Source organism: uncultured Romboutsia sp., assembly GCF_958366745.1.
In the GTDB taxonomy this organism is placed as follows: domain Bacteria; phylum Bacillota; class Clostridia; order Peptostreptococcales; family Peptostreptococcaceae; genus Romboutsia; species Romboutsia timonensis.
This window is the reverse complement of sequence record NZ_CATXCO010000007.1, coordinates 1-20,822: the sequence shown is the minus strand read 5'-3', so window position 1 is coordinate 20,822 and position 20,822 is coordinate 1. Positions and strand designations below refer to the sequence as shown.

At 28.6% G+C, this 20,822-nt stretch carries 21 protein-coding genes; all 21 read left to right on the top strand.

Annotated elements, in window-relative coordinates:
• Positions 1-82 precede the first annotated feature (82 nt).
• The 21 genes from mnmE to Q5F54_RS01290 all read left to right on the top strand — a co-directional run bounded on the left by mnmE (position 83) and on the right by Q5F54_RS01290 (position 20,372).
• On the top strand, positions 83-1,462 hold the full coding sequence (gene mnmE, locus Q5F54_RS01390; protein WP_277230074.1) for a tRNA uridine-5-carboxymethylaminomethyl(34) synthesis GTPase MnmE: 1,380 nt from the start codon (positions 83-85) through the stop codon (positions 1,460-1,462).
• Between the two features lie 60 nt (positions 1,463-1,522).
• Positions 1,523-3,421: a tRNA uridine-5-carboxymethylaminomethyl(34) synthesis enzyme MnmG gene (mnmG, locus tag Q5F54_RS01385; protein ID WP_071118860.1), complete on the top strand. Its 1,899-nt coding sequence runs from the start codon at positions 1,523-1,525 to the stop codon at positions 3,419-3,421.
• On the top strand, positions 3,411-4,130 hold the full coding sequence (gene rsmG, locus Q5F54_RS01380; RefSeq protein WP_281538586.1) for a 16S rRNA (guanine(527)-N(7))-methyltransferase RsmG: 720 nt from the start codon (positions 3,411-3,413) through the stop codon (positions 4,128-4,130). Before mnmG ends, rsmG begins: the two co-directional genes overlap by 11 nt.
• A gap of 172 nt (positions 4,131-4,302) precedes the next feature.
• Positions 4,303-5,088: a nucleoid occlusion protein gene (noc, locus tag Q5F54_RS01375; protein WP_288525694.1), complete on the top strand. Its 786-nt coding sequence runs from the start codon at positions 4,303-4,305 to the stop codon at positions 5,086-5,088.
• A 57-nt stretch (positions 5,089-5,145) separates the two neighbouring features.
• Positions 5,146-5,919, top strand: coding sequence for a ParA family protein (locus Q5F54_RS01370; protein WP_071118863.1), 774 nt, complete (start codon positions 5,146-5,148; stop codon positions 5,917-5,919).
• A gap of 1 nt (position 5,920) precedes the next feature.
• On the top strand, positions 5,921-6,796 hold the full coding sequence (locus Q5F54_RS01365; protein WP_071118864.1) for a ParB/RepB/Spo0J family partition protein: 876 nt from the start codon (positions 5,921-5,923) through the stop codon (positions 6,794-6,796).
• A gap of 21 nt (positions 6,797-6,817) precedes the next feature.
• Positions 6,818-7,960, top strand: coding sequence for an aminotransferase class V-fold PLP-dependent enzyme (locus tag Q5F54_RS01360; protein WP_302333885.1), 1,143 nt, complete (start codon positions 6,818-6,820; stop codon positions 7,958-7,960).
• 354 nt (positions 7,961-8,314) lie between these two features.
• Positions 8,315-9,607, top strand: coding sequence for a helix-turn-helix domain-containing protein (locus Q5F54_RS01355; RefSeq protein ID WP_302333884.1), 1,293 nt, complete (start codon positions 8,315-8,317; stop codon positions 9,605-9,607).
• 104 nt (positions 9,608-9,711) lie between these two features.
• A complete protein-coding gene (gene yedF / locus Q5F54_RS01350) occupies positions 9,712-10,302 on the top strand; it encodes a sulfurtransferase-like selenium metabolism protein YedF (protein WP_071118867.1) in 591 nt (196 codons plus the stop codon).
• Positions 10,303-10,330: 28 nt separating this feature from the next.
• Complete coding sequence (locus Q5F54_RS01345; protein ID WP_071118868.1) at positions 10,331-10,594, top strand: DUF3343 domain-containing protein; 264 nt, start codon at positions 10,331-10,333, stop codon at positions 10,592-10,594.
• A gap of 14 nt (positions 10,595-10,608) precedes the next feature.
• The gene (locus tag Q5F54_RS01340; RefSeq protein WP_281538590.1) at positions 10,609-10,794 is read left to right on the top strand and encodes a DUF951 domain-containing protein; all 186 of its coding nucleotides are present in this window, start codon (positions 10,609-10,611) and stop codon (positions 10,792-10,794) included.
• A gap of 76 nt (positions 10,795-10,870) precedes the next feature.
• Positions 10,871-12,073: a PLP-dependent aminotransferase family protein gene (locus tag Q5F54_RS01335; protein ID WP_302333883.1), complete on the top strand. Its 1,203-nt coding sequence runs from the start codon at positions 10,871-10,873 to the stop codon at positions 12,071-12,073.
• Between the two features lie 285 nt (positions 12,074-12,358).
• Positions 12,359-12,637 (top strand): 30S ribosomal protein S6, encoded by a 279-nt coding sequence (rpsF, locus tag Q5F54_RS01330; RefSeq protein ID WP_071118873.1) that lies wholly within the window; start codon positions 12,359-12,361, stop codon positions 12,635-12,637.
• 34 nt (positions 12,638-12,671) lie between these two features.
• Positions 12,672-13,118, top strand: coding sequence for a single-stranded DNA-binding protein (locus Q5F54_RS01325; RefSeq protein ID WP_071118874.1), 447 nt, complete (start codon positions 12,672-12,674; stop codon positions 13,116-13,118).
• Between the two features lie 19 nt (positions 13,119-13,137).
• On the top strand, positions 13,138-13,365 hold the full coding sequence (gene rpsR / locus Q5F54_RS01320; protein WP_071118875.1) for a 30S ribosomal protein S18: 228 nt from the start codon (positions 13,138-13,140) through the stop codon (positions 13,363-13,365).
• A 94-nt stretch (positions 13,366-13,459) separates the two neighbouring features.
• Positions 13,460-13,780 carry a MazG-like family protein gene (locus tag Q5F54_RS01315; protein WP_074010998.1) on the top strand — a complete coding sequence of 107 codons (321 nt, stop codon included), beginning with the start codon at positions 13,460-13,462 and terminating at the stop codon, positions 13,778-13,780.
• Between the two features lie 7 nt (positions 13,781-13,787).
• Positions 13,788-14,744, top strand: coding sequence for a YybS family protein (locus tag Q5F54_RS01310; RefSeq protein ID WP_302333882.1), 957 nt, complete (start codon positions 13,788-13,790; stop codon positions 14,742-14,744).
• Positions 14,745-14,753: 9 nt separating this feature from the next.
• Positions 14,754-16,745: a DHH family phosphoesterase gene (locus Q5F54_RS01305; protein ID WP_281538593.1), complete on the top strand. Its 1,992-nt coding sequence runs from the start codon at positions 14,754-14,756 to the stop codon at positions 16,743-16,745.
• Positions 16,746-17,195 (top strand): 50S ribosomal protein L9, encoded by a 450-nt coding sequence (rplI, locus tag Q5F54_RS01300; RefSeq protein ID WP_071118876.1) that lies wholly within the window; start codon positions 16,746-16,748, stop codon positions 17,193-17,195.
• Positions 17,196-17,217: 22 nt separating this feature from the next.
• Positions 17,218-18,546, top strand: coding sequence for a replicative DNA helicase (gene dnaB / locus Q5F54_RS01295; RefSeq protein ID WP_071118877.1), 1,329 nt, complete (start codon positions 17,218-17,220; stop codon positions 18,544-18,546).
• Between the two features lie 539 nt (positions 18,547-19,085).
• On the top strand, positions 19,086-20,372 hold the full coding sequence (locus Q5F54_RS01290) for an adenylosuccinate synthase (RefSeq protein WP_302333881.1): 1,287 nt from the start codon (positions 19,086-19,088) through the stop codon (positions 20,370-20,372).
• Positions 20,373-20,822 lie beyond the last annotated feature (450 nt).

The window sequence follows — 20,822 nt, the reverse complement described above, 5'->3', positions numbered from 1 at the left end:
AATTTATTTTATATAATGTTAAGATTAAGGAAACAATTAAAAGTAACGAAAAGGATAAAATTTATATTAAGAGGTGAATGATTTGTTTATAGATGATACTATAGCAGCAATTGCTACAGCACCAGGAGAAGGTGGAATAGGAATAATCAGAATTAGTGGAGAAAAATCACTACAAGTAGCCCAATCAATCTTTAAATCTAAATCAGGAAAAATGATAAAAGATTATAATGCGAGAACATTGATATATGGGACAGTAGTTGATAATGAAAAGGTAATAGATGAAGTATTAGTGGCTTATATGAAAGGTCCAAATTCATACACTGCAGAAGATGTAATAGAAATAAATTGCCACGGTGGATTTATTTCAGTAAAAAAAATATTAGAACTTATATTATCTAAAGGTGTAAGATTAGCTGAAGCAGGAGAATTTACAAAGAGAGCTTTCTTAAATGGTAGAATAGATTTATCTCAAGCTGAAGCTATCATAGATGTTATAAAATCAAAAACGGATATGGCTCATGAAGTAGCTCAAAGTCAATTAGAAGGAAGTTTAGCTAAAAAAATCAAAGATTTAAGAATGAATGTTACGGAAGTTTTAGCTCACTTAGAAGTTTCTATAGATTTTGCAGAAGAAGATGTAGAAGAAATCACATATCAAACACTTGAAGAAAAAGCTCTTGAGCTTAGAAATGAAATCAAAAAACTTTACGATACGGCTGAAAGTGGTAAAATACTTAGAGATGGTTTAAAAACTGTAATAGTAGGTAAGCCTAATGTAGGAAAGTCATCTTTATTAAACTCTATATTAGGAGAAAATAGAGCTATAGTAACGGATATAGCAGGTACAACTAGAGATGTTATTGAAGAATTCGTTAATATAAAAGGTATACCTCTAAAAATAGTTGATACTGCAGGTATAAGAGAAACAGAAGATGTAGTTGAAAAAATAGGGGTAGAAAAATCTAGAGAATCTTTCAGTACAGCTGACTTAGTTATAATGGTACTTGATGCATCTAGAAAACTATCTGAAGAAGATATGGAAATTTTAGAAAGTCTTAAAAATAAGAAGACTATAGTTTTATTAAATAAAATGGACTTAGAACCTCAAATAGAATTAGAGAAAATCGAAGAATTTGTTAATAGTGAAGATATAATAAAAATATCAGCTTTAAAGCATCAAGGAATAGAAGAATTACAAGATAAAATAGAAGCAATGGTTTATCATGGAAGTGTAAAAAATTCTTCTAACTTAATGATAACTAATTCAAGACATAAAGATGCTTTATTTAAAGCATATGAATCTATAAATGATGCAATAAGTGCAATTGAGCAGAGAATGCCATATGATTTTATAGAAGTTGATTTTAAAAATATATGGGATTATTTAGGATATATAAACGGAGATACAGTAAGAGAAGATTTATTAGATACAATATTTGCAAACTTCTGTATAGGTAAATAAATATAAAAAAGAACGTTATGTTTTGCGTGAAACATAACGTAAAACAGAAAGGAGATCCATATGAAACAGTTTGAAGCAGGGAAATATGACGTAATAGTAGTTGGAGCAGGACATGCTGGTTGTGAAGCGGCTCTTGCTACAGCAAGAATGGGTCATAAGACATTAGTAGTTACTATGTCTTTAGATTCAATAGCTTTAATGCCTTGTAATCCATCTATAGGTGGAACAGGAAAAGGACAATTAGTAAAAGAGATAGATGCTTTAGGTGGGCAAATGGGTATAAATGCAGATAAAACACTTATACAAAGTAGAATGTTAAATACTGCTAAAGGTCCAGCTGTTCATTCTTTAAGAGGACAAGCAGATAAATATAAATATCACACAGAAATGAAGAAAACTTTAGAAGACAATCCTAATATAGATATAGTTATGGATGAGGTAGTTGATATATTACATGAAGGACAAGTTGTTACAGGTGTAGTTACTAAGTTAGGATGTAAATATGAAGCTAAAGCAGTTATATTAGCAACTGGAGTTTACTTAAATTCTAAAATATTTATAGGAGAGTTAACTATAAATGAAGGTCCTAATGCATTAGCATATTCTAAACATCTTACAGAGAGATTAGTTGATTTAGGATTAAATATGAGAAGATTTAAAACGGGAACTCCTGCAAGAATCCATAGAGATAGTATAGACTTCTCGGAAATGTCTATACAAGAAGGAGATAAAAAGATTACTCCATTCTCATTCTTAACAGATAATATAGGAATAAAACAAGAACCTTGTTATTTAACGAGAACGAACTTAAAAACACATGAAATAATAATGAACAACTTAGAAAGAACAGCTATGTATAGTGGTCAGGCAGATAGTACGGGAGCTAGATATTGTCCATCGATAGAAGATAAAGTTGTAAGATTTAGTGATAAAGAATCACATCAAATATTTATAGAGCCAGAAGGTTTAGATACAAAGGAAATGTACATTCAAGGAATATCAACAAGTTTACCTTATGAAGTTCAACTTGAAATGTACAAAAGTGTAAAAGGTCTTGAAAATGCTAAAATAATGAGACCAGCTTATGCTATAGAGTATGATTGTATAGATCCAACTCAATTAAAAATAAGTCTTGAAATAAAAGGAGTTGAAAACTTATTCAGTGCTGGACAGTTCAATGGAACATCTGGATATGAAGAAGCAGCAGCTCAAGGACTTATAGCGGGTATAAATGCAGCTCATAAAATAGAAGGAAAAGAGCCTTTTGTACTTGATAGATCAGAAGCGTATATAGGTGTATTAATAGATGACTTAGTTACAAAAGGAACTAATGAACCATATAGAATGATGACTTCAAGATCAGAGTATAGATTATATCTAAGACAAGATAATGCTGATATGAGACTTACTCAAAGAGGATATGATATAGGTTTAGTTTCAGAAGAAAGATATCAAAGATACCTTAAAAAGAAAGCTGAAGTAGAACAAGAATTAGAAAGATTAAAAACAGAAAGAGTAACTCCTAAAGAAGTAAATCATTTATTAAATGAAATGGGAGCATCAGAAATAAAAGTAGGTTTATCTTTATATGAATTCTTAAAGCGTCCAGAAGTAACTTATGAGTTAATAGAGGCTATAGGTAAAGGTGCTGGAGAAGATGTATCTGATGAAGTTAAAGAACAATGCGTAATAATGACGAAATATGAAGGATATATAGAAAAGCAATTAAAACAAATAGATCAATTTAAAAAGCTTGAAAATAAGAGATTACCAGAAGTAATAGACTATTTATCAATAGATGGACTTAGAATAGAAGCAAGACAAAAGCTAGATGCAATAAGACCTATATCTATAGGACAGGCATCTCGTATCTCTGGAGTTTCACCTGCAGATATATCAGTACTTCTTATATACTTAGAACAAATGAGAAGATCTAGAGGAGGAAAAGATGAGCAATAGAGATATATTAAAGAATGGTCTTAAAAATTTAGGAATATCAGTAGACGACAAAATGTTAAATGATTTTAATATTTACAGGGAAATATTAGTCGATTGGAATCAGAAAATGAATCTTACTGGAATAGAAGATGAAAAAGAAGTGTATATAAAGCACTTCTTAGATTCTGTTTCAGCAGTAACTAACGGATATATAAAAGATGGAGTATCTATTATAGATGTAGGTACTGGAGCAGGATTTCCAGGATTACCTTTAAGAATCTGCTTAAGAAATATAGAATTAACATTATTAGACTCATTAAATAAGAGAATCAACTTCTTACAAGAAGTAAGTAAACAAGTAGGAATAGATAATATAGAGTTTATACATGGTAGAGCTGAGGATTTTGGTAAGCTAGAAGAATACAGAGAAAAATATGATATAGCTACTGCAAGAGCTGTTGCAGGACTACCTATTTTAATGGAGTTTTGTGTTCCATTTGTTAAAGTAGGTGGATACTTTGTGTGCTTAAAAGGTCCAAACGCAAACTTAGAGTTAGAGGAATCAAAAGCAGCTATGGATGTTTTAGGGGTTGAATTTATAGAAAAAATAAATATCGAATTACCTGAATCTGACTTAAATCATAATATATTAGTATTCAAAAAAGTAAAAAATACGCCAGATAAGTACCCAAGAAAAGCGGGAAAACCAGCGAAAAGTCCGATAAAATAAATATTTTATTTTAGAAATATATAAAATTATGTTAAAAATAAAATAAAATAGAAGGATTATATAAGTATTGTGAAGAAATGTTATTTATATATCTAATGAAGGATTAAAATGAAGTATTAATTTGTAAAGAATTAAATTAAAATATATTTATTCTAAATGAGAGAGGTATGTTATGGAAGATAAAAAAGTTATGGAGATACCTATAGAAAATATAGTCCCTAATCCATATCAACCAAGAAAGGTATTTTCACAAGCAGCTTTAGAAGAGCTAAGCAATTCTATAAAAGTTTATGGAATACTTCAACCAATAACAGTTAGACAAAAAGATGATAAGTATGAATTAATTGCGGGGGAAAGAAGATTTAGGGCAGCAAAATTAGCGAACCTTCAAGCTGTTCCAGCTATCATAAATAACATGTCGGATGAATCATCTGCAGTGCTAGCTTTATTAGAAAATTTACAAAGAGAAGATTTAAATTTTATAGAAGAAGCAATGGGTTATGAAAACCTAATAAAAGAACATGAATTTACGCAACAACAGTTAGCTGAGAAATTAGGTAAAAATCAATCTACTATAGCGAATAAGCTAAGAATACTTAGGTTACCAAATAGCGTAAAAATAAAGTTAGTAGAAAATAACCTAACAGAAAGACATGCAAGAGCTCTTCTTAAACTACCAACAGAAGAATTAATTAATGAAGTTCTTGATAAGGTAATAAAAAATGAATTAACTGTAAAGAAAACAGAAAAGATGATAAAGAATCTTTTAGAGGAGCTTGAAAGCCCTCAAGATTCAGATAAAAAACAAAATATAAAGGGAACTATGGGCATAAGAATATATTTAAACACGATGAAGCAAGCCTTTGATGCAATAATTGGTACAGGAATCGAAGCTAAATATAATGAAGTAGATAAAGGCGATTATATGGAAGTTGTCGTAAAGATTCCTAAAAAATAAAAGGGTTACTGCTTTGCAGTAATCTTTTTTTAAAAGATTACGGGGGGAAAAGTCAAAATGGGTAAAGTAATAGCAGTATTTAATCAAAAGGGAGGAGTAGGGAAAACTACTACAAATGTAAACCTAACTGCAAGTTTAGGAGCAATGGGAAAAAAAATATTAGTATTAGATTTAGATCCACAGGGAAATACAACTAGTGGATATGGTATAGATAAACAGTCAGTTGACGGAACTATATATGATGTCATAATAGATGGTGTGGATATAAATGAAACAATATTAAACACTGAATTTGAAAATATTGATATAGTAGCATCAGATACAGATTTAGCGGGGTGCGAAATAGAGCTTACATCAAGAGAAAGTAGAGAGTACATATTAAAAAACTCTATAGATAAAGTAAGAGATAATTATGATTATATATTTATAGATTGTCCTCCGTCATTAGGGATGTTAACTATAAATAGTTTAACTGCAGTAGACAGTGTTTTAATACCTATACAATGTGAATACTATGCACTAGAAGGTGTTAGTCAGCTTATGGGTACTATAAAGTTAGTAAAATCTAGACTAAATCCAAACCTAGATATACAAGGAGTTGTATTAAGTATGTTTGATGGAAGAGCTAACTTGTCAATTCAAGTAGTAGATGAAGTCAAAAGATACTTTAAAGGAAGTGTATATACGACGCTAATACCAAGAAATGTTAGATTAGCAGAAGCACCTAGTCATGGTAAACCAGTAATTTATTATGATTCAAAGTGCAAGGGTGCAGTAGCATATATGGAACTAGCAGAAGAATTTATAGATTTAGAGGAGGATATAATATAATATGGAGAATAAAGCGACAAAAAGAACTAATAGATTAGGAAGAGGTCTTAGTGCATTAATACCTGATATTAGTACAGAAATAGATAAAAAAGATATAATAACGATAGATTTAAAAAATATATATCCAAATCAAGATCAACCTAGAAGAGTATTTGATGAAGAAAAAATAAAGATACTAAGTGAATCGATAAAGAATTACGGAGTATTACAACCAATAGTGTTAAAACCTGATGATAAAGGTAAATATATGATAATAGCAGGAGAAAGAAGATATAGAGCATCTAAGCTAGCTCGTAAAAGTGATATACCTGCAGTTATAAAAGATATACCTATGAAAGATATAATGGAAATAGCACTTATAGAAAACTTACAAAGAGAAGAGTTAAACCCGATAGAAGAAGCATTAGCTTATAGAAGTTTAATAAAAAATTATGAAGTTACTCAAGAAGAAATATCAGAAGCTGTAGGAAAAAGTAGACCGCATATAACAAATACATTAAGATTATTAAATCTTCCGCAAAAAATAATGGATATGATAGACCAAGGTCAAATAACTGCAGGACATGGTAAAGCATTACTTAGAGTAAATGATGAAAATCTTCAATTAGAATTAGCAAATAAAGTTATAGCTGAAGAGCTTTCAGTTAGAGCAACAGAAGCTTTAGCTAAGAAAATATGTGAGGATAATATTAAAGAAGTTCCTAAAAAATCAAAAGAAAAAGATGTATTTATTGTTGATGTAGAAGAGAAACTAAGAAATATATTTGGAACTAAGGTAAATATATCTAAAGGAAAGAAAAAAGGTAAAATAGAAATAGAATACTATAATGAAGATGATTTAAATAATATAGTATCTATGCTTCTTGAGGACAATTAAGACAAGGAAAGGAATCATAATATGATTTATTTAGATAATGCAGCAACGACATTTCCTAAGCCAGAAGCTGTATATGATGCTATGATGGATTGTATGAAAAATTACTGTGCAAATCCTGGTAGAGCTGGACATAAGCTAGCTATGAAAGCAGCTAGAGAAATATATGATACAAGAGAAAATATAGCTAAACTATTTAATATAGATAATCCTATGAATATAGTATTTACTAACAATGCTACAGAGTCGTTAAATTTAGCTATAAAAGGGGTTGTGAATGCAGGAGACCATATAATAACTACTAGTATGGAACATAATTCTGTAATAAGACCGATAAAAGCTCTTGAAAAATTAGGCATAGAAAATACTATAGTACAATGTGATAAAGATGGATTTTTAAATATAAAGGACTTAGAAGAAGCAATAAGACCGAATACTAAGTTAATAGTAACAACACATGCATCAAATGTATGTGGAACATTAGTAGATATAAAATCAGTATCAGATATTGCAAAATCTCATAATATATTATACTTAGTAGATGCTTCTCAAACAGCAGGTGTATATAATATAGACTTAAAAGAAATTTCTGCAGATATGTTAGCAGCACCTGGACATAAAGGATTATTAGGTCCACAGGGAACAGGAATTTTATACATAAGAGAAGGATTAAACTTAAATATATTAAAAGAGGGTGGAACAGGAAGTAAATCTGAAGATTTATTCCAACCAGAACTTATTCCAGATAAATATGAATCGGGAACACATAATACTCCTGGGATAGTGGGATTAAATGAAGGAGTTAAGTTTATATTTAAAGAAGGTATAAACAAAATAAAAGAGCATGAAGAAGAATTATGTAGATACATGCTAGAACGATTAGAAGAAATACCAAATATAAAAATTTATGGTCCTAAAGATGCAACTAAAAGAGCAGCTGTTATAACTATAAATATAGGAAATATGGACTCTGGTGAAATAACATTCTTACTAGATAGCGAATATGATATAGCCACTAGATCAGGAATACATTGTGCTCCTTTAGCTCATAAAACACTAGGAACACTTGAACAAGGTGCCGTAAGATTTAGTATAGGATATTTTAATACTAAAGAAGAAATAGATAAAGCAATAGAGGCACTAAAGGAAATATCTAAAAATAATTAAATAGAATAATAGGGATTATCTTAATTAAATTATTAATATATAATTTTGATTTGAGATAATCCTTTTTTGCAGGATGAAATATAAATTTAAATCAATAAAAAAGCTAGTTCAAAAGCAATATGCAAACTAAAATAGTATAAATACACTAAATAAACAGTATAAATTAAAATGAAATGTAAAATTTAGAAATAAAGTATGTTATACTTATGAAAATATAAAAAATATATTTAAATTTTTTGTAGAAACGAACATTATTTAATCGAATAAGAAAATACTTTGAAAATATATAGTGTTTTTAGAATAAATATAAGTTATAATTGAATTGTAAGAAAATGATTTCATGGGGGGAGTAGTATGAATATTTTAAGTTTAGGAGAAAAGATAAAAAAGTTAAGAAAAGAAAAAAATATGACGTTAAAAGAATTAGCAGGGGATAGAATTACTGCAGCCCAAATAAGTCATATAGAGAGGGATAAATCGCACACTAGTCGTGAATTACTAGAATACTTAGCGAGTCAACTAGATGTAAGTGTGGATTATTTATTAGAGACTAAAGAGATGCAGTCTAAAAAGTTAACAGATAACCTAATACTTCAAGGTGAGATTTTAATTAAATGTAATGATCTAGAAAAAGCAGAAGATCAATTAAATGAAGCAATTAAAATATGTGATGAATATAAAGTTTTAGACAATTATGCAACATGCAATTTCTTACTAGCAGATATAAATTTTAAAAAAGGTAAGTATAGTGAATCAGTTATGGGTTATGAAAAAGCACTATATTACTTTATAAAAAATAACGATAAAGATAAACTGTATAAATGTTATCTAAATATAGGTAAAATTTATATGATAGAAGAGTTTTATAAAGGAGCAATACTTCAATTTGAATTTTCAGAGGGCATATTAAATGAAATACAAGTTGAAGATGTAGATATATATAAGGATTTATATAGTAAAATGGCATATTGCTATATAAAACTAGATAACAATGAGAAGTCTTTAGATTATATAAATAAAATGGATGAAATAGATATAAAAAACAATCTAGAAGAAGAATTAGATGTATTAATATTAAAAGCAAATAATTTTTTAAATGTTGGGGAATTTGAAAAGTCTAAAGAATATTTTAAAAAAGCATTAGAAATTTTAGATAAAGAAAAAAATAAAACAGAATTAGCATCTATCTATTTAACTATATCTGAAATATATAAAAGCGTAGGTAAGCTAGATAGATCTTTAGAGTATTCACAAAGAGTATATGACATTAAAAAGAGTGATGAAGATGAATATATGATGAAAAGTCTATTTAGAATAATAGAGACTTATATATCTAACTATGAATATGATATGGCTAAAAAATACTGTAAAATAGCATTAGCATCTTCAATAAAAAATAAAAATAGATTAAATGAATATAGAGTTTTAAAATATTATTCAGATATGCATAAAGCTCAAAATGAAAATATCATAGCTATAGAATATTTACATAAATGTATAAATATAATATCTGAATTAAATGATGAAAAGATATTAGCAGATCTATACATAAATCTTGGTGAATTATATTCAGATATCTCAAAAGAAAAAGAATTAGAGTATTATCAAAAAGGTGTCTGTATATATAAAAATCTAGAGATAATATAAAAGATTCCTTTTAGGAATCTTTTTGTATATAGAAATAATCTATAACCGGTAAAAATATAAGTGTGATAGAATAAATGTGAATAATTTTAAGGAGATGATTATAAATGTATATAGAAATAGATGCAAGAGGTTTAGCCTGTCCTAAACCTGTTATAAATACAAAGAAAGAATTAGATAATATTGAACAAGGTATAGTAATAGTTACAGTAGATAATGATGTTGCAAAACAAAATATATTAAAATTATCTAGCTCTTTAAACTGTGAATCAAGAGTGATTAAAGAAGAAAAAGACTTAATTTCTATAGAGATAAAAAAGGGAGAAAATGTTATAATAGAAGAAAAAAAACAAGAGGAATTAGAGGATAAGTGTATATTTATATCTTCAAATAAAATGGGAAATGGAAATGATGAATTAGGTGAGGTACTTATGAAAGGATTTATATATACCCTTACAGAATCAAAACCATATCCTAAAAGTATACTTTTAGTAAATTCAGGTGTAAAATTAAGTACAGAAAATTATGATACTATCGGAAATTTAAAAATACTTGAGGAAGCTGGAGTTGAGATACTATCTTGTGGAACTTGCCTTGATTATTATGGACTTAAGGAAAGTTTAAAAGTAGGAAGCGTTACTAATATGTATACTATAGTGGATATAATGAAAAATTCATCACAAACTATATCTATATAATATTATAAAGTAGAAAGAGGATGACAATATGAACGAAATGTATATAGTTTCATTTAACTCAACACATCATGCAATAAGATTAGATAAATTATTAGGTGAAGCTTCGGTAAGAGCGACTACATTACCTACACCAAGAGAGATAACAGCTAGCTGCGGTATATCTATAAGATTCTTATACGAAGACATAGAAAAAGTAAAGAATACTTTAGTTGAAAATAACATTGAGTATAAGGGAATATATAAAATAACTAGGTTAGAAAATGGAACAAAAGAAGTAGAAAATATAGACTAGGAGAGTGAGTATTTATGCCAATGGATATAAAGATTGGTGATGTTGTAGAATTAAAAAAGCAACATGCTTGTGGATGTAAAGAGTTTGAAATAACAAGAGTAGGCATGGATATAAAAATAAAGTGTACAAAATGCTTAAGAAGTATAATGCTTGATAGAGAAACTGTCGAAAAAAAAATTAAAAAAATAATAAAAAAGTAATGTGAATAGACATAGAAACAGAATTTGATTTGCTATAATTAAAGTAAGGGAATTATTTTCAGGGGGTGCTTTAATTATGGCTATTAGATTTGCCAAAAGAATGGAAGCGTTAAATGGATCAGAAATTCGTGAACTTTTAAAGCTTATAGAAAAACCGGAAGTAATATCTTTTGCTGGTGGTTTACCGGCCCCAGAGCTATTTCCTATAGAGGAAATGAAAGAAATATCTAGAATAGTATTAGAGGAATCAGGAACACAAGCACTTCAATACTCAACAACAGAAGGATTCCAACCATTAAGAGAACAAATAGCAAGAAGAATGAATAGTAAAAATAAAACAAATGTAACTAAAGATGATATACTAATAACCAATGGCTCTCAACAAGGATTAGACTTCGCAGGAAGAGTATTCTTAAATGAAGGTGACGTAGTTTTATGTGAAAGTCCATCATATTTAGGAGCAATAAATGCATTTAAATCATATGGATCTAAATTCATAGAAGTTCCTACTGATAAAGATGGAATGATTATGGAAGAGTTAGAAAAGATATTAGAGGTTACAGAAAATGTAAAAATGATTTATGTAATACCTGATTTTCAAAATCCTACAGGCATAACATGGACACTTGAAAGACGTAAAAAATTCATAGAAATAATAAGTAAGTATGAAATACCTGTTTTAGAGGATAATCCATATGGGGAATTAAGATTTAAAGGTGAAAGTCTACCATCTTTAAAATCTATGGATAAAAAAGGATTAGTTATTTTCTTAGGTACTTTCTCGAAAATATTATGTCCAGGATATAGACTAGGTTGGACATGTGCATATCAAAACATATTAAAGAAATTCATATTTGTAAAACAAGTAGCAGACCTACAAGCATCAAGTATATCCCAAATAGAAGTAAGTAAATTTATAGATTTATATAATTTAGATAATCATGTAAAAAAAATAAATGAAGTATATGCAAGACGTAGAGATTTAATGTTAGAAACTATGAAAGAAGAATTCCCAGAAGGAGTAGAATATACTTATCCAGAGGGTGGATTATTTATATGGGTAGAGCTTCCAAAACATTTAGATTCAAGAATTATAATGAAAGATTGCTTGGCAAATAATGTTGCATATGTACCTGGTGGGTCATTTTTCCCTAATGGAGGAACGGAAAACTGCTTTAGATTAAATTACTCAAACATGTCGGATGATAGAATAGTTGAAGGAATAAAGAGGATAGGGTTAGTTTTAAGAAAATATATGGCTGTTAAACAAAACGTTTAATTAAAATTATACATAAAAAAATGGTGGTATATTACCACCATTTTTTTATGGGAGATTGGGATGAAATATATTTAAGTTATGGGGGCTATATGTATATATTATTAGCAGATTAATTTAAATATATACGTATTAGGATGCAAAAAAATGTAATAATAGAAGATGTGACATAAAATCGAATTGACATTTGTAAAAACTAATGATAAAATGTGTAGGTATGAGATATAAATCTCATTTCTCTGCTCTACAAATGTAGAGCCGTTAAGTCCAAAGGGAGGTGAAAAGATAATGAAAAATTATGAATTAGTTTTCGTAGTAAAGCCAAACGCTGATGAAGAAACAAGAGAAGCTGTTCTTAACAAAGTTAAGGAAGTAGTTGCTACTAACGGAGAAGTAGTTAAAGTTGACGTATGGGGGAACAAGAAATTAGCTTACCCAATAGCTAAGTTCACTGAAGGTCACTACGTATTAGTTAACTTCGCAGCTGGTGTTGAAGTACCTAAAGAATTAGATAGAAACTTAAAGATAAACGAAAACGTAATAAGACACATGATAGTTGTTGCTTAATAACTAGTTTTATTACTAAAAAGGCGGTGTTATTATGAACCATGTTGTATTAATTGGTAGATTAACTAGGGATCCTGAGTTAAGATACATCGCAGGGACTGGAACGCCTGTTGCAAATTTTGCAATAGCTGTTGATAGAGAATTCTCAGGTAAAGATGGGAAAAAAGAAACTGACTTTATAGATATACAAGTTTGGGGCAAATCTGCAGAGAATTGCGCTAACTATATAGGAAAAGGAAGTTTAGTAGCTATACAAGGTTCATTAAGAATCGATAGTTACCAAAATCAAGCCGGAGAAACTAGAAGAGCTACTAGAGTAAATGCAAATAGAGTACAGTTCTTAGATACAAAAAATAAATCTGAGAGTTCATATAAAGGAAATCATCAAGGGTTCGAGCCGAACTTTGAACCTAGCTTTGAGCCAACTGGATTAGATCCACAAGGATTCCAAGCAATAGATGATGACGATATACCATTCTAAAAAAGGAGGGAAATTTACTATGATAAACAAGAAGAGACGTAAGAAGAAGAGAGTTTGTCAATTCTGTGCTTCTAAAGATGCTAGAATAGATTACAAAAACACTCAAAGATTACAAAAATACGTAACTGAAAGAGGTAAAATATTACCAAGAAGAATCTCTGGAACTTGTGCTAAGCACCAAAGAGAATTAACAGTTGCAATAAAGAGAGCTAGAAACATAGCACTTTTACCATATACATTAGACTAAGAAAAGGACGAGCCTTATGGCTCGTTTTTTTGTTTATCTGGTTAAATCTGTTATAATTTATGATATAATATTTATATATTAAGGGGGGGAAGCTGTGAAATTCGATAGAAATTCAGATGTAACTAAAAATGTAAAAATAATAGAGTGGATGAAGAAGGAGCTTATACTTAGTGTAGGAGATGTATTTGATTTGATTTTCAAAGGTGTAAAGCCTTTAGATGAAGCACTTCAAGACACTTTAGCAAATATAATAATGATAACATACTTACTAGCTAAAAGATTAGGAATAAGTTTTAGTGAAATAGATTACAAGATAAAGGAAAAGATAAGAATAGGAATAGATCAAAATCATAGTGTAGAAAGTTGGTATGGAGATTTTTCAAATTTAAAAAAACATATGGAAAACAGGGAGTGATTTTAAATTGAATAATAAATTAAGGCTGCCTCAAGCATTACTAATAACGGCATTAGGTATCTTATTATGTTTAATGACAGCATATGTACCTATGTTAAGTACACTTAGTATGGCAGTACCAGTACCTTATGCAATTATAGGAACATTAACTGATAATAAATACTCTATATTATCTTTAATAGCAACATTTTTCATATTAATATTTACTGTAAACCCACTATACTCGGTTAGTGTATGTATAATGAGTATAGTTCCAGGAATTTTTATAGGAAGTGCAATAAGAAATAACAGAAAAGAAGATGATTTTAATAAATTTGATCCAATATATATAGGTACTATCGTAACTATGATATGTGTCATAGTATTTTTCTTTATTGCAAAAATAGTATTTAAAACAAATATATTAGATGACTTTATGAATATATTAAAAGAATCTATAAATGTTCAAGTAGCAATTATGGAAAACGCAGGCATGTCTTTAAAAGAAGGATTTAATACATCAGATATCGTAAATTATATTAATAACATGTTACCTGCAATATTATTCCTACAAGGTATGATAGTTACATTTATCATATATGCCCTAGAAACTTTTGTTTTGAGAAGAATAAGATTGGTAAATTTAAGATTGCCTAAATTCATAGATTTTTATTTACCAGGGAATGCTGTAACTGCATCATTTACAATATATATACTTGTTTTATTTATGGATTTAATTAAAGTAAATCTATACACTGATTTAATAATGTTGAATTTACAACTAGTATTTAATTTTATGTTTATGCTTCAAGGTATATCAGTCTCTATTTACTATTTGAAAAAGTGGATTAGAGGCGGTTCATTAAAAATGATATTTATGTCATTATTGATTTTAAGTGTATTTGGGTTTATGGGAATATCTTTTGTGGGTATGTTAGATAGTATAATAGACTTTAGAAGGGTAAGAAGCTATAAATCTACTTAGGAGGTATAGATGACTAGTAAAAAAATCTTAAAAATGAATATGCCAGAAGTAAACCTATATATAGTTACTGTAGGAATAGCATCTATATTTCTGCTTTACTATAATTTTTATATAGGAGTTTTATTCTTTATTGGATTTTTATATATGGTTATTAATAATTGGAAGACAACTAATATAAGAAGAAAAGAATGGACTAATTATATTCAAAATTTATCATTGGATATAGATGAAACTACTAAAAAAGCAGTAATGAATCTTCCGATACCTTTATGTATACTTGAATTTGATGGTAGCATTACTTGGTATAATGGGAAGTTTAATACTATGATAGGTGAGGATGACTTACTAGGTGTAAATATTGATGATCTTATAAAAAACTTAAATCTTAGAAAAGTATTAAATGAAAATAAAGAAATGTACACAGATATAAGCTATAAAGATAGAGAGTATACTATAGTTTATAACGTAATAAAAAATGAAAATGGAAAAAGTGCAAAATATCTAATGATGTTATATTGGATAGATAAAACAGACTTTTTACAGATGCAAAAAAAATACAACGAAGAAAAAAATGCAATAATGCTAATACAAGTAGATGGATATGATGAAGTTTTAAAGAGTGCAGATGAAGAAAATAGACCACTTTTAAGTGTAGCAATAGAAAAAGAATTAACAGCATTAGAAATGAACTCTAATGGAGCATTAAAGAGAACTTCTAAAGATAAATTTTTCTTAATAATGAATAAGAAAGAATTAAAGAAATTAGAAACAGACAAGTTTTCAGTACTAGATCAAATAAGAAAGATTGACTATGGAAATAATCTTCCTGTGACAATAAGTATGGGAATTGGAATAGATGGCGATACAATAAATGAAAACTTAAAACTTGCAACAGGAGCACTTGATTTAGCTTTAGGTAGAGGTGGAGACCAAGCTGTTATAAAAACAAAAGATAAGTTTGCTTTCTACGGAGGTAAATCTAAAGCAGTAGAAAAAACTACTAAAGTAAAATCAAGACTTATAGGGCATGCTTTAAGAGAAGTTATTTTAGAAAGTGATCATGTATTTATAATGGGACATAAGTATCCAGATATGGATGCTATGGGTGCAGCTGTTGGTATATATGATATATGTAAATCATGTAATAAAACAGCTAATATAGTTTTAGATCATTCAAATGAATCTATAGAAGAATTTATAAAAAAAATTAAAAGATCAGATTATCATGATGGTATTTTTGTTGATTGTGATTATGCAATAAGAGAATGTATGAAAAATACTCTTGTAGTAGTTGTAGATACACATAGACCAAATTTCACAGAATGTCCACAATTATTAGAAATATCGGATAAAGTAGTTGTTATAGACCACCATAGAAGAGGTGTAGACTTTATTAATGATACAGTACTTTTATTCCATGAAATTTATGTATCATCTACATGTGAAATGGTAACAGAGCTTGTACAATATATTGAAGATGATGTAAGAATAAATAAATTGACTGCAGAAGGATTACTAGCAGGTATTAGTTTAGATACTAAAAACTTTGCATTTAAAACGGGTGTAAGAACATTTGAAGCTGCATCATATTTAAAGAAATCTGGAGCAGATACTATTGAGGTTAAGAAGTTATTTAACTCAGATATAAAAGACTTTATAACTAAGGCAGAAATTATTCAAAATGCAAAAGTCATTAACAATAATATATGTTTAGCATACACTAAGACAGAAACTGATAATATAAATATAGTAATAGCGCAAGCTGCTGATGAATTATTAAATATAAAAGAAGTAGAGGCATCATTTGTTTTAGCTAGAAAAGATGATAGAGTATTCATAAGTGCTAGATCATTAGGAAATATAAATGTACATGTGTTAATGGAAAATCTAGGTGGAGGTGGGCACAGAGACATGGCTGGTGCTCAATTAGATACTTCACTAGAAAAAGCATATGAAATGGTAAAAGATACAATACAGACATATATTAAGGAGGAAGAATAGATGAAAGTTATATTATTAAAAGATGTAAAAGGAACAGGAAAGAAAAATGAAGTAAAAGAAGTAAGTGATGGATACGCAAGAAATTACTTATTACCTAAAAAATTAGCAGTACCTGCTGATAATACAAACATGAAAGAATTAAATGAAAAGAACAAGTCAAAGGAATTAAAAGCTCAAAAAGAATATGAAGCAGCAGTAGAATTAGGTAAGAAAATGGAAGAACTAAATGTAGTTATATATGCTAAAGCGGGTGATGGAGGAAGACTTTTTGGGTCAATAACATCAAAAGATATAGCTGAACAAATCAAAAAACAACACAATATAGAAGTAGATAAGAGAAAAATAACTTTAGATGAACCAATAAGAGTATTAGGTTCAAGATTTGTTGATATAAAAATACATCAAAAAGTAACTACAAGACTAAGAGTAGACGTAAAGGAAAAACAATAGACAAAATCTTGAGGTGATAAAAATGGAGGATATGACTAGAATCCCTCCGCATAGTGTGGAATCAGAGCAGTCTATATTAGGTTCTATATTACTTGATAAAGAGGCTATTATAACGGTCAGTGAAACAATAAATCCAGATGACTTTTATAAAGAGGCTCATAAGATTATATATGAATCTATGATTAAATTAAGTAATAAGTCTGAACCGATAGATTTAATAACACTAACAGAAGAACTAAAGAAGCAAGGTCACTTAGATGATGTAGGAGGAATTAGTTATATAACAAGTTTATCTACAATTGTTCCAACAACATCAAATGTTAAGTATTATGCAGATATAGTAAAAGAGAAATCAGTACTTAGAAAGCTTATAAAAGTTTCTAATGATATAATAAATTTAGGGTATGATGGATCAACTAAAATTGAAGATGTTCTAGAAGTAGCTGAAAAAAAGATATTTGATATATCACAAGAAAAAACTAGTGATGATTTTAAATCTATAAATTCAGTTTTAATGGATACATATGATATGATAGAGCACTTATACACAAATAAATCTGAAATAACAGGAATAACAACTGGATTTAGGGATCTAAATAAGAAAATTAATGGAATGCAAAGAACTGATTTATTACTAATTGCAGCTCGTCCAGCAATGGGTAAGACTGCATTTTCATTAAATCTTGTACAAAATGCTGCATTAAAGGGTGATGCATCTGTAGCAGTATTTAGTTTAGAGATGTCTAAAGAACAGTTAGTACAACGTATGTTGTCTGCACAATCAAATGTTGAACTTAGTAAGCTAAAAACAGGTAAGCTTAATGAAAATGATTGGCCAAGGATAATAGACGCTATGGCAGTTTTATCTAATGCTAAAATTCATATAGATGATACTCCTGGTATAAAAATTTCAGAATTAAGATCAAAATGTAGAAAATTAAAAATGGAGCAAGGTTTAGACCTAATATTGATAGATTATCTTCAACTTATGGAAGGTGAGGGTAATAATGAAAGTAGACAGCAAGAAATAGCTAAAATATCAAGATCTTTAAAAATAATCGCAAAAGAGTTGAACTGTCCAGTAGTTGCACTTTCTCAGCTATCTCGTGCACCTGAACAAAGAGCTGATCATAGACCTATGTTATCCGATTTAAGAGAATCTGGATCTATAGAACAGGATGCAGATATAGTTATGTTTTTATATAGAGATGAATATTATCATCCAGATTCTGATAGAAAAAATATAGGCGAAGTTATAATTGCGAAAAATAGACATGGTGAAACGGGTTCAGTTGAATTAGTTTGGCTTGGAGAAATTCAAAAATTTGCGGATAAATCTAGAGAGATGTAATATGGAAGATATCTACAAATATCCACATAAAGTGAGTAACTGTAAATACTATATTGTGGATATTTGTCTTGAAAAATCTACAAACATTGAAATTTTAATAAATTGTTATCCACAATATCCACAAAAGAGTTGTTGATAAATGTGAATAAATATAAAAGCAAGCTTATAGCTTGCTTTTTATTTATAAAAATTAATTTCATAGAAGGATGCAAATTTAATATATATACCCAAAAATTATATAGATAAGCAATAAAGTCAATTTATTAAAAAATAGTTTAGTACTGTATTGAAGAACAGAATATATACAAAGTTTATGTATTGAATATAATTACAGAATAAGTTATACATCTTATAAACTATAATGGGAAAAATAGTTTAGATAATATAAAAATTATACAAATTAAAGATAAAAATTTAAAAATGACAGAAAATCACATATTAAAAACTATATAATATTAAAAAAGTTTGAAAATAATACGTATATTTGATAAAATGTATAAGTAAAGTGTTCGAAAATCGAAAAATAGAGGTGAATTATAATGAAGACAGTTGCAGTTGTAGGCTCTCAATGGGGAGATGAAGGAAAAGGTAAAGTTATAGATTACCTTGCTACACAAGCTGATGTAGTAATTAGAGGTCAAGGTGGAAATAATGCTGGACATACATTAGTTGTTGATGGAAAGAAATTTGCTTTAAGATTAATACCATCAGGAGTATTAAATCCAAATACAATAAATGTAATAGGGAACGGAATAGTATTTGATCCTCAAGGATTTTTAGAAGAAGTAGAAATGCTTAAAAAGGATAATATAGATACAAGCAATATAAAAATAAGTGATAGAGCTCATATTGTTTTTCCATATCATAAAGAATTAGATGCTTTAGCAGAGGAAGCTAGAGGAGATAATAAGATAGGAACAACTAAAAAAGGTATAGGTCCATGTTACATGGATAAAACTGAGAGATCAGGAATAAGAATATGTGACTTGATGGACAAAGATGTATTTGCTAAAAAATTAAAATTACAAGTAGATGCTAAAAATAAATTAGTTCAAGGTGTATATGGAAAAGAAGCTATGTTTGACTTTGAAACTATATACAATGAATATTTAGGATATGCTGAGAAGATAAGAAACCATGTTGCAGATACTTCAGTAATAGTTTATGATGCAATAAAAGCTGGTAAAAAAGTATTATTCGAAGGAGCTCAAGGAACGTTACTTGACTTAGATTTAGGAACTTATCCATTTGTTACTTCATCTCATCCGATATCAGGAGGATTTGCAGTAGGTGCAGGTGTAGGACCGAATATGATAAAAGATGTTGTTGGTATAGTAAAAGCTTATACAACTAGAGTTGGAGAAGGTCCATTTGTAACTGAGTTAGATAATGAAATTGGAGAAGAAATAAGAATCAAAGGTCGTGAATTCGGAACAGTAACAGGAAGATCTAGAAGATGTGGATGGTTCGATGCTGTTATAGTTACATATGCAGCAAGAGTAAACGGATTAACTAGTATATCATTAATGTTATTAGATGTTTTAACTGGATTTGATAAGATACAAGTATGTACAGCATACAAAATGGGAGATAAAATAATAAAAGATTTCCCTGCATCTTTAGAAGATTTAGCTAAATGTGAGCCTATATATGAAGAATTAGAAGGATGGACAGAAGATATAACTTCTGTGGAAAGATTTGAAGACCTTCCTGAAAATGCTAAGAAATATGTAGCTAAGATAGAAGAATTAATAGGAGTAAGTGTTGATATGGTTTCTGTTGGACCAAATAGAGCACAAACTATAGTTAGAAGAAATGTATTCTAATTTTAAATAATTAAATAATAAAAATAGTTGAGGGTATAAAATATATTTTTATACCCTCTTATTTTATATAACAAACAAATTATTTTATAAAATTTATCTAGTTTTGAATAAAAAATAGGTAAATTTTATTTATTTTTATAGTTAAAAGAAGAAAATTTATAAAATAAACTAAGTTTATATAGTTATATTAATATAAGGTTGAAAGTAAGTAATATAGCCAATTCTAGGTGAATATAAAATATAATATTATAGTGAAAATTAACATATTATTTAATTTATTGAAAAAAATATAAGAAATTATAATAAAAATGTTGACTTAGAATACAAAAGCTAATATAATAATCTTTGTGAGCGAAAGAGATGCGAAGAAATTCGATAAAATCTGACACATAAGATGATCCATTAGCTCAGTCGGTAGAGCACCTGACTTTTAATCAGGGTGTCCCGCGT

What these genes read in the sequence shown, in the direction of transcription:
- yedF (WP_071118867.1), top strand. Translation starts at nt 9,712, where the DNA reads ATGTATATAGAAATAGATGCAAGAGGTTTAGCCTGTCCTAAACCTGTT.
- rpsR (WP_071118875.1), top strand. Translation starts at nt 13,138, where the DNA reads ATGATAAACAAGAAGAGACGTAAGAAGAAGAGAGTTTGTCAATTCTGT.
- Q5F54_RS01345 (WP_071118868.1), top strand. Translation starts at nt 10,331, where the DNA reads ATGAACGAAATGTATATAGTTTCATTTAACTCAACACATCATGCAATA.
- dnaB (WP_071118877.1), top strand. Translation starts at nt 17,218, where the DNA reads ATGGAGGATATGACTAGAATCCCTCCGCATAGTGTGGAATCAGAGCAG.
- Q5F54_RS01325 (WP_071118874.1), top strand. Translation starts at nt 12,672, where the DNA reads ATGAACCATGTTGTATTAATTGGTAGATTAACTAGGGATCCTGAGTTA.
- Q5F54_RS01335 (WP_302333883.1), top strand. Translation starts at nt 10,871, where the DNA reads ATGGCTATTAGATTTGCCAAAAGAATGGAAGCGTTAAATGGATCAGAA.
- Q5F54_RS01290 (WP_302333881.1), top strand. Translation starts at nt 19,086, where the DNA reads ATGAAGACAGTTGCAGTTGTAGGCTCTCAATGGGGAGATGAAGGAAAA.
- rplI (WP_071118876.1), top strand. Translation starts at nt 16,746, where the DNA reads ATGAAAGTTATATTATTAAAAGATGTAAAAGGAACAGGAAAGAAAAAT.
- noc (WP_288525694.1), top strand. Translation starts at nt 4,303, where the DNA reads ATGGAAGATAAAAAAGTTATGGAGATACCTATAGAAAATATAGTCCCT.
- rsmG (WP_281538586.1), top strand. Translation starts at nt 3,411, where the DNA reads ATGAGCAATAGAGATATATTAAAGAATGGTCTTAAAAATTTAGGAATA.
- Q5F54_RS01340 (WP_281538590.1), top strand. Translation starts at nt 10,609, where the DNA reads ATGCCAATGGATATAAAGATTGGTGATGTTGTAGAATTAAAAAAGCAA.
- Q5F54_RS01370 (WP_071118863.1), top strand. Translation starts at nt 5,146, where the DNA reads ATGGGTAAAGTAATAGCAGTATTTAATCAAAAGGGAGGAGTAGGGAAA.
- Q5F54_RS01365 (WP_071118864.1), top strand. Translation starts at nt 5,921, where the DNA reads ATGGAGAATAAAGCGACAAAAAGAACTAATAGATTAGGAAGAGGTCTT.
- rpsF (WP_071118873.1), top strand. Translation starts at nt 12,359, where the DNA reads ATGAAAAATTATGAATTAGTTTTCGTAGTAAAGCCAAACGCTGATGAA.
- Q5F54_RS01355 (WP_302333884.1), top strand. Translation starts at nt 8,315, where the DNA reads ATGAATATTTTAAGTTTAGGAGAAAAGATAAAAAAGTTAAGAAAAGAA.
- Q5F54_RS01360 (WP_302333885.1), top strand. Translation starts at nt 6,818, where the DNA reads ATGATTTATTTAGATAATGCAGCAACGACATTTCCTAAGCCAGAAGCT.
- mnmG (WP_071118860.1), top strand. Translation starts at nt 1,523, where the DNA reads ATGAAACAGTTTGAAGCAGGGAAATATGACGTAATAGTAGTTGGAGCA.
- Q5F54_RS01305 (WP_281538593.1), top strand. Translation starts at nt 14,754, where the DNA reads ATGACTAGTAAAAAAATCTTAAAAATGAATATGCCAGAAGTAAACCTA.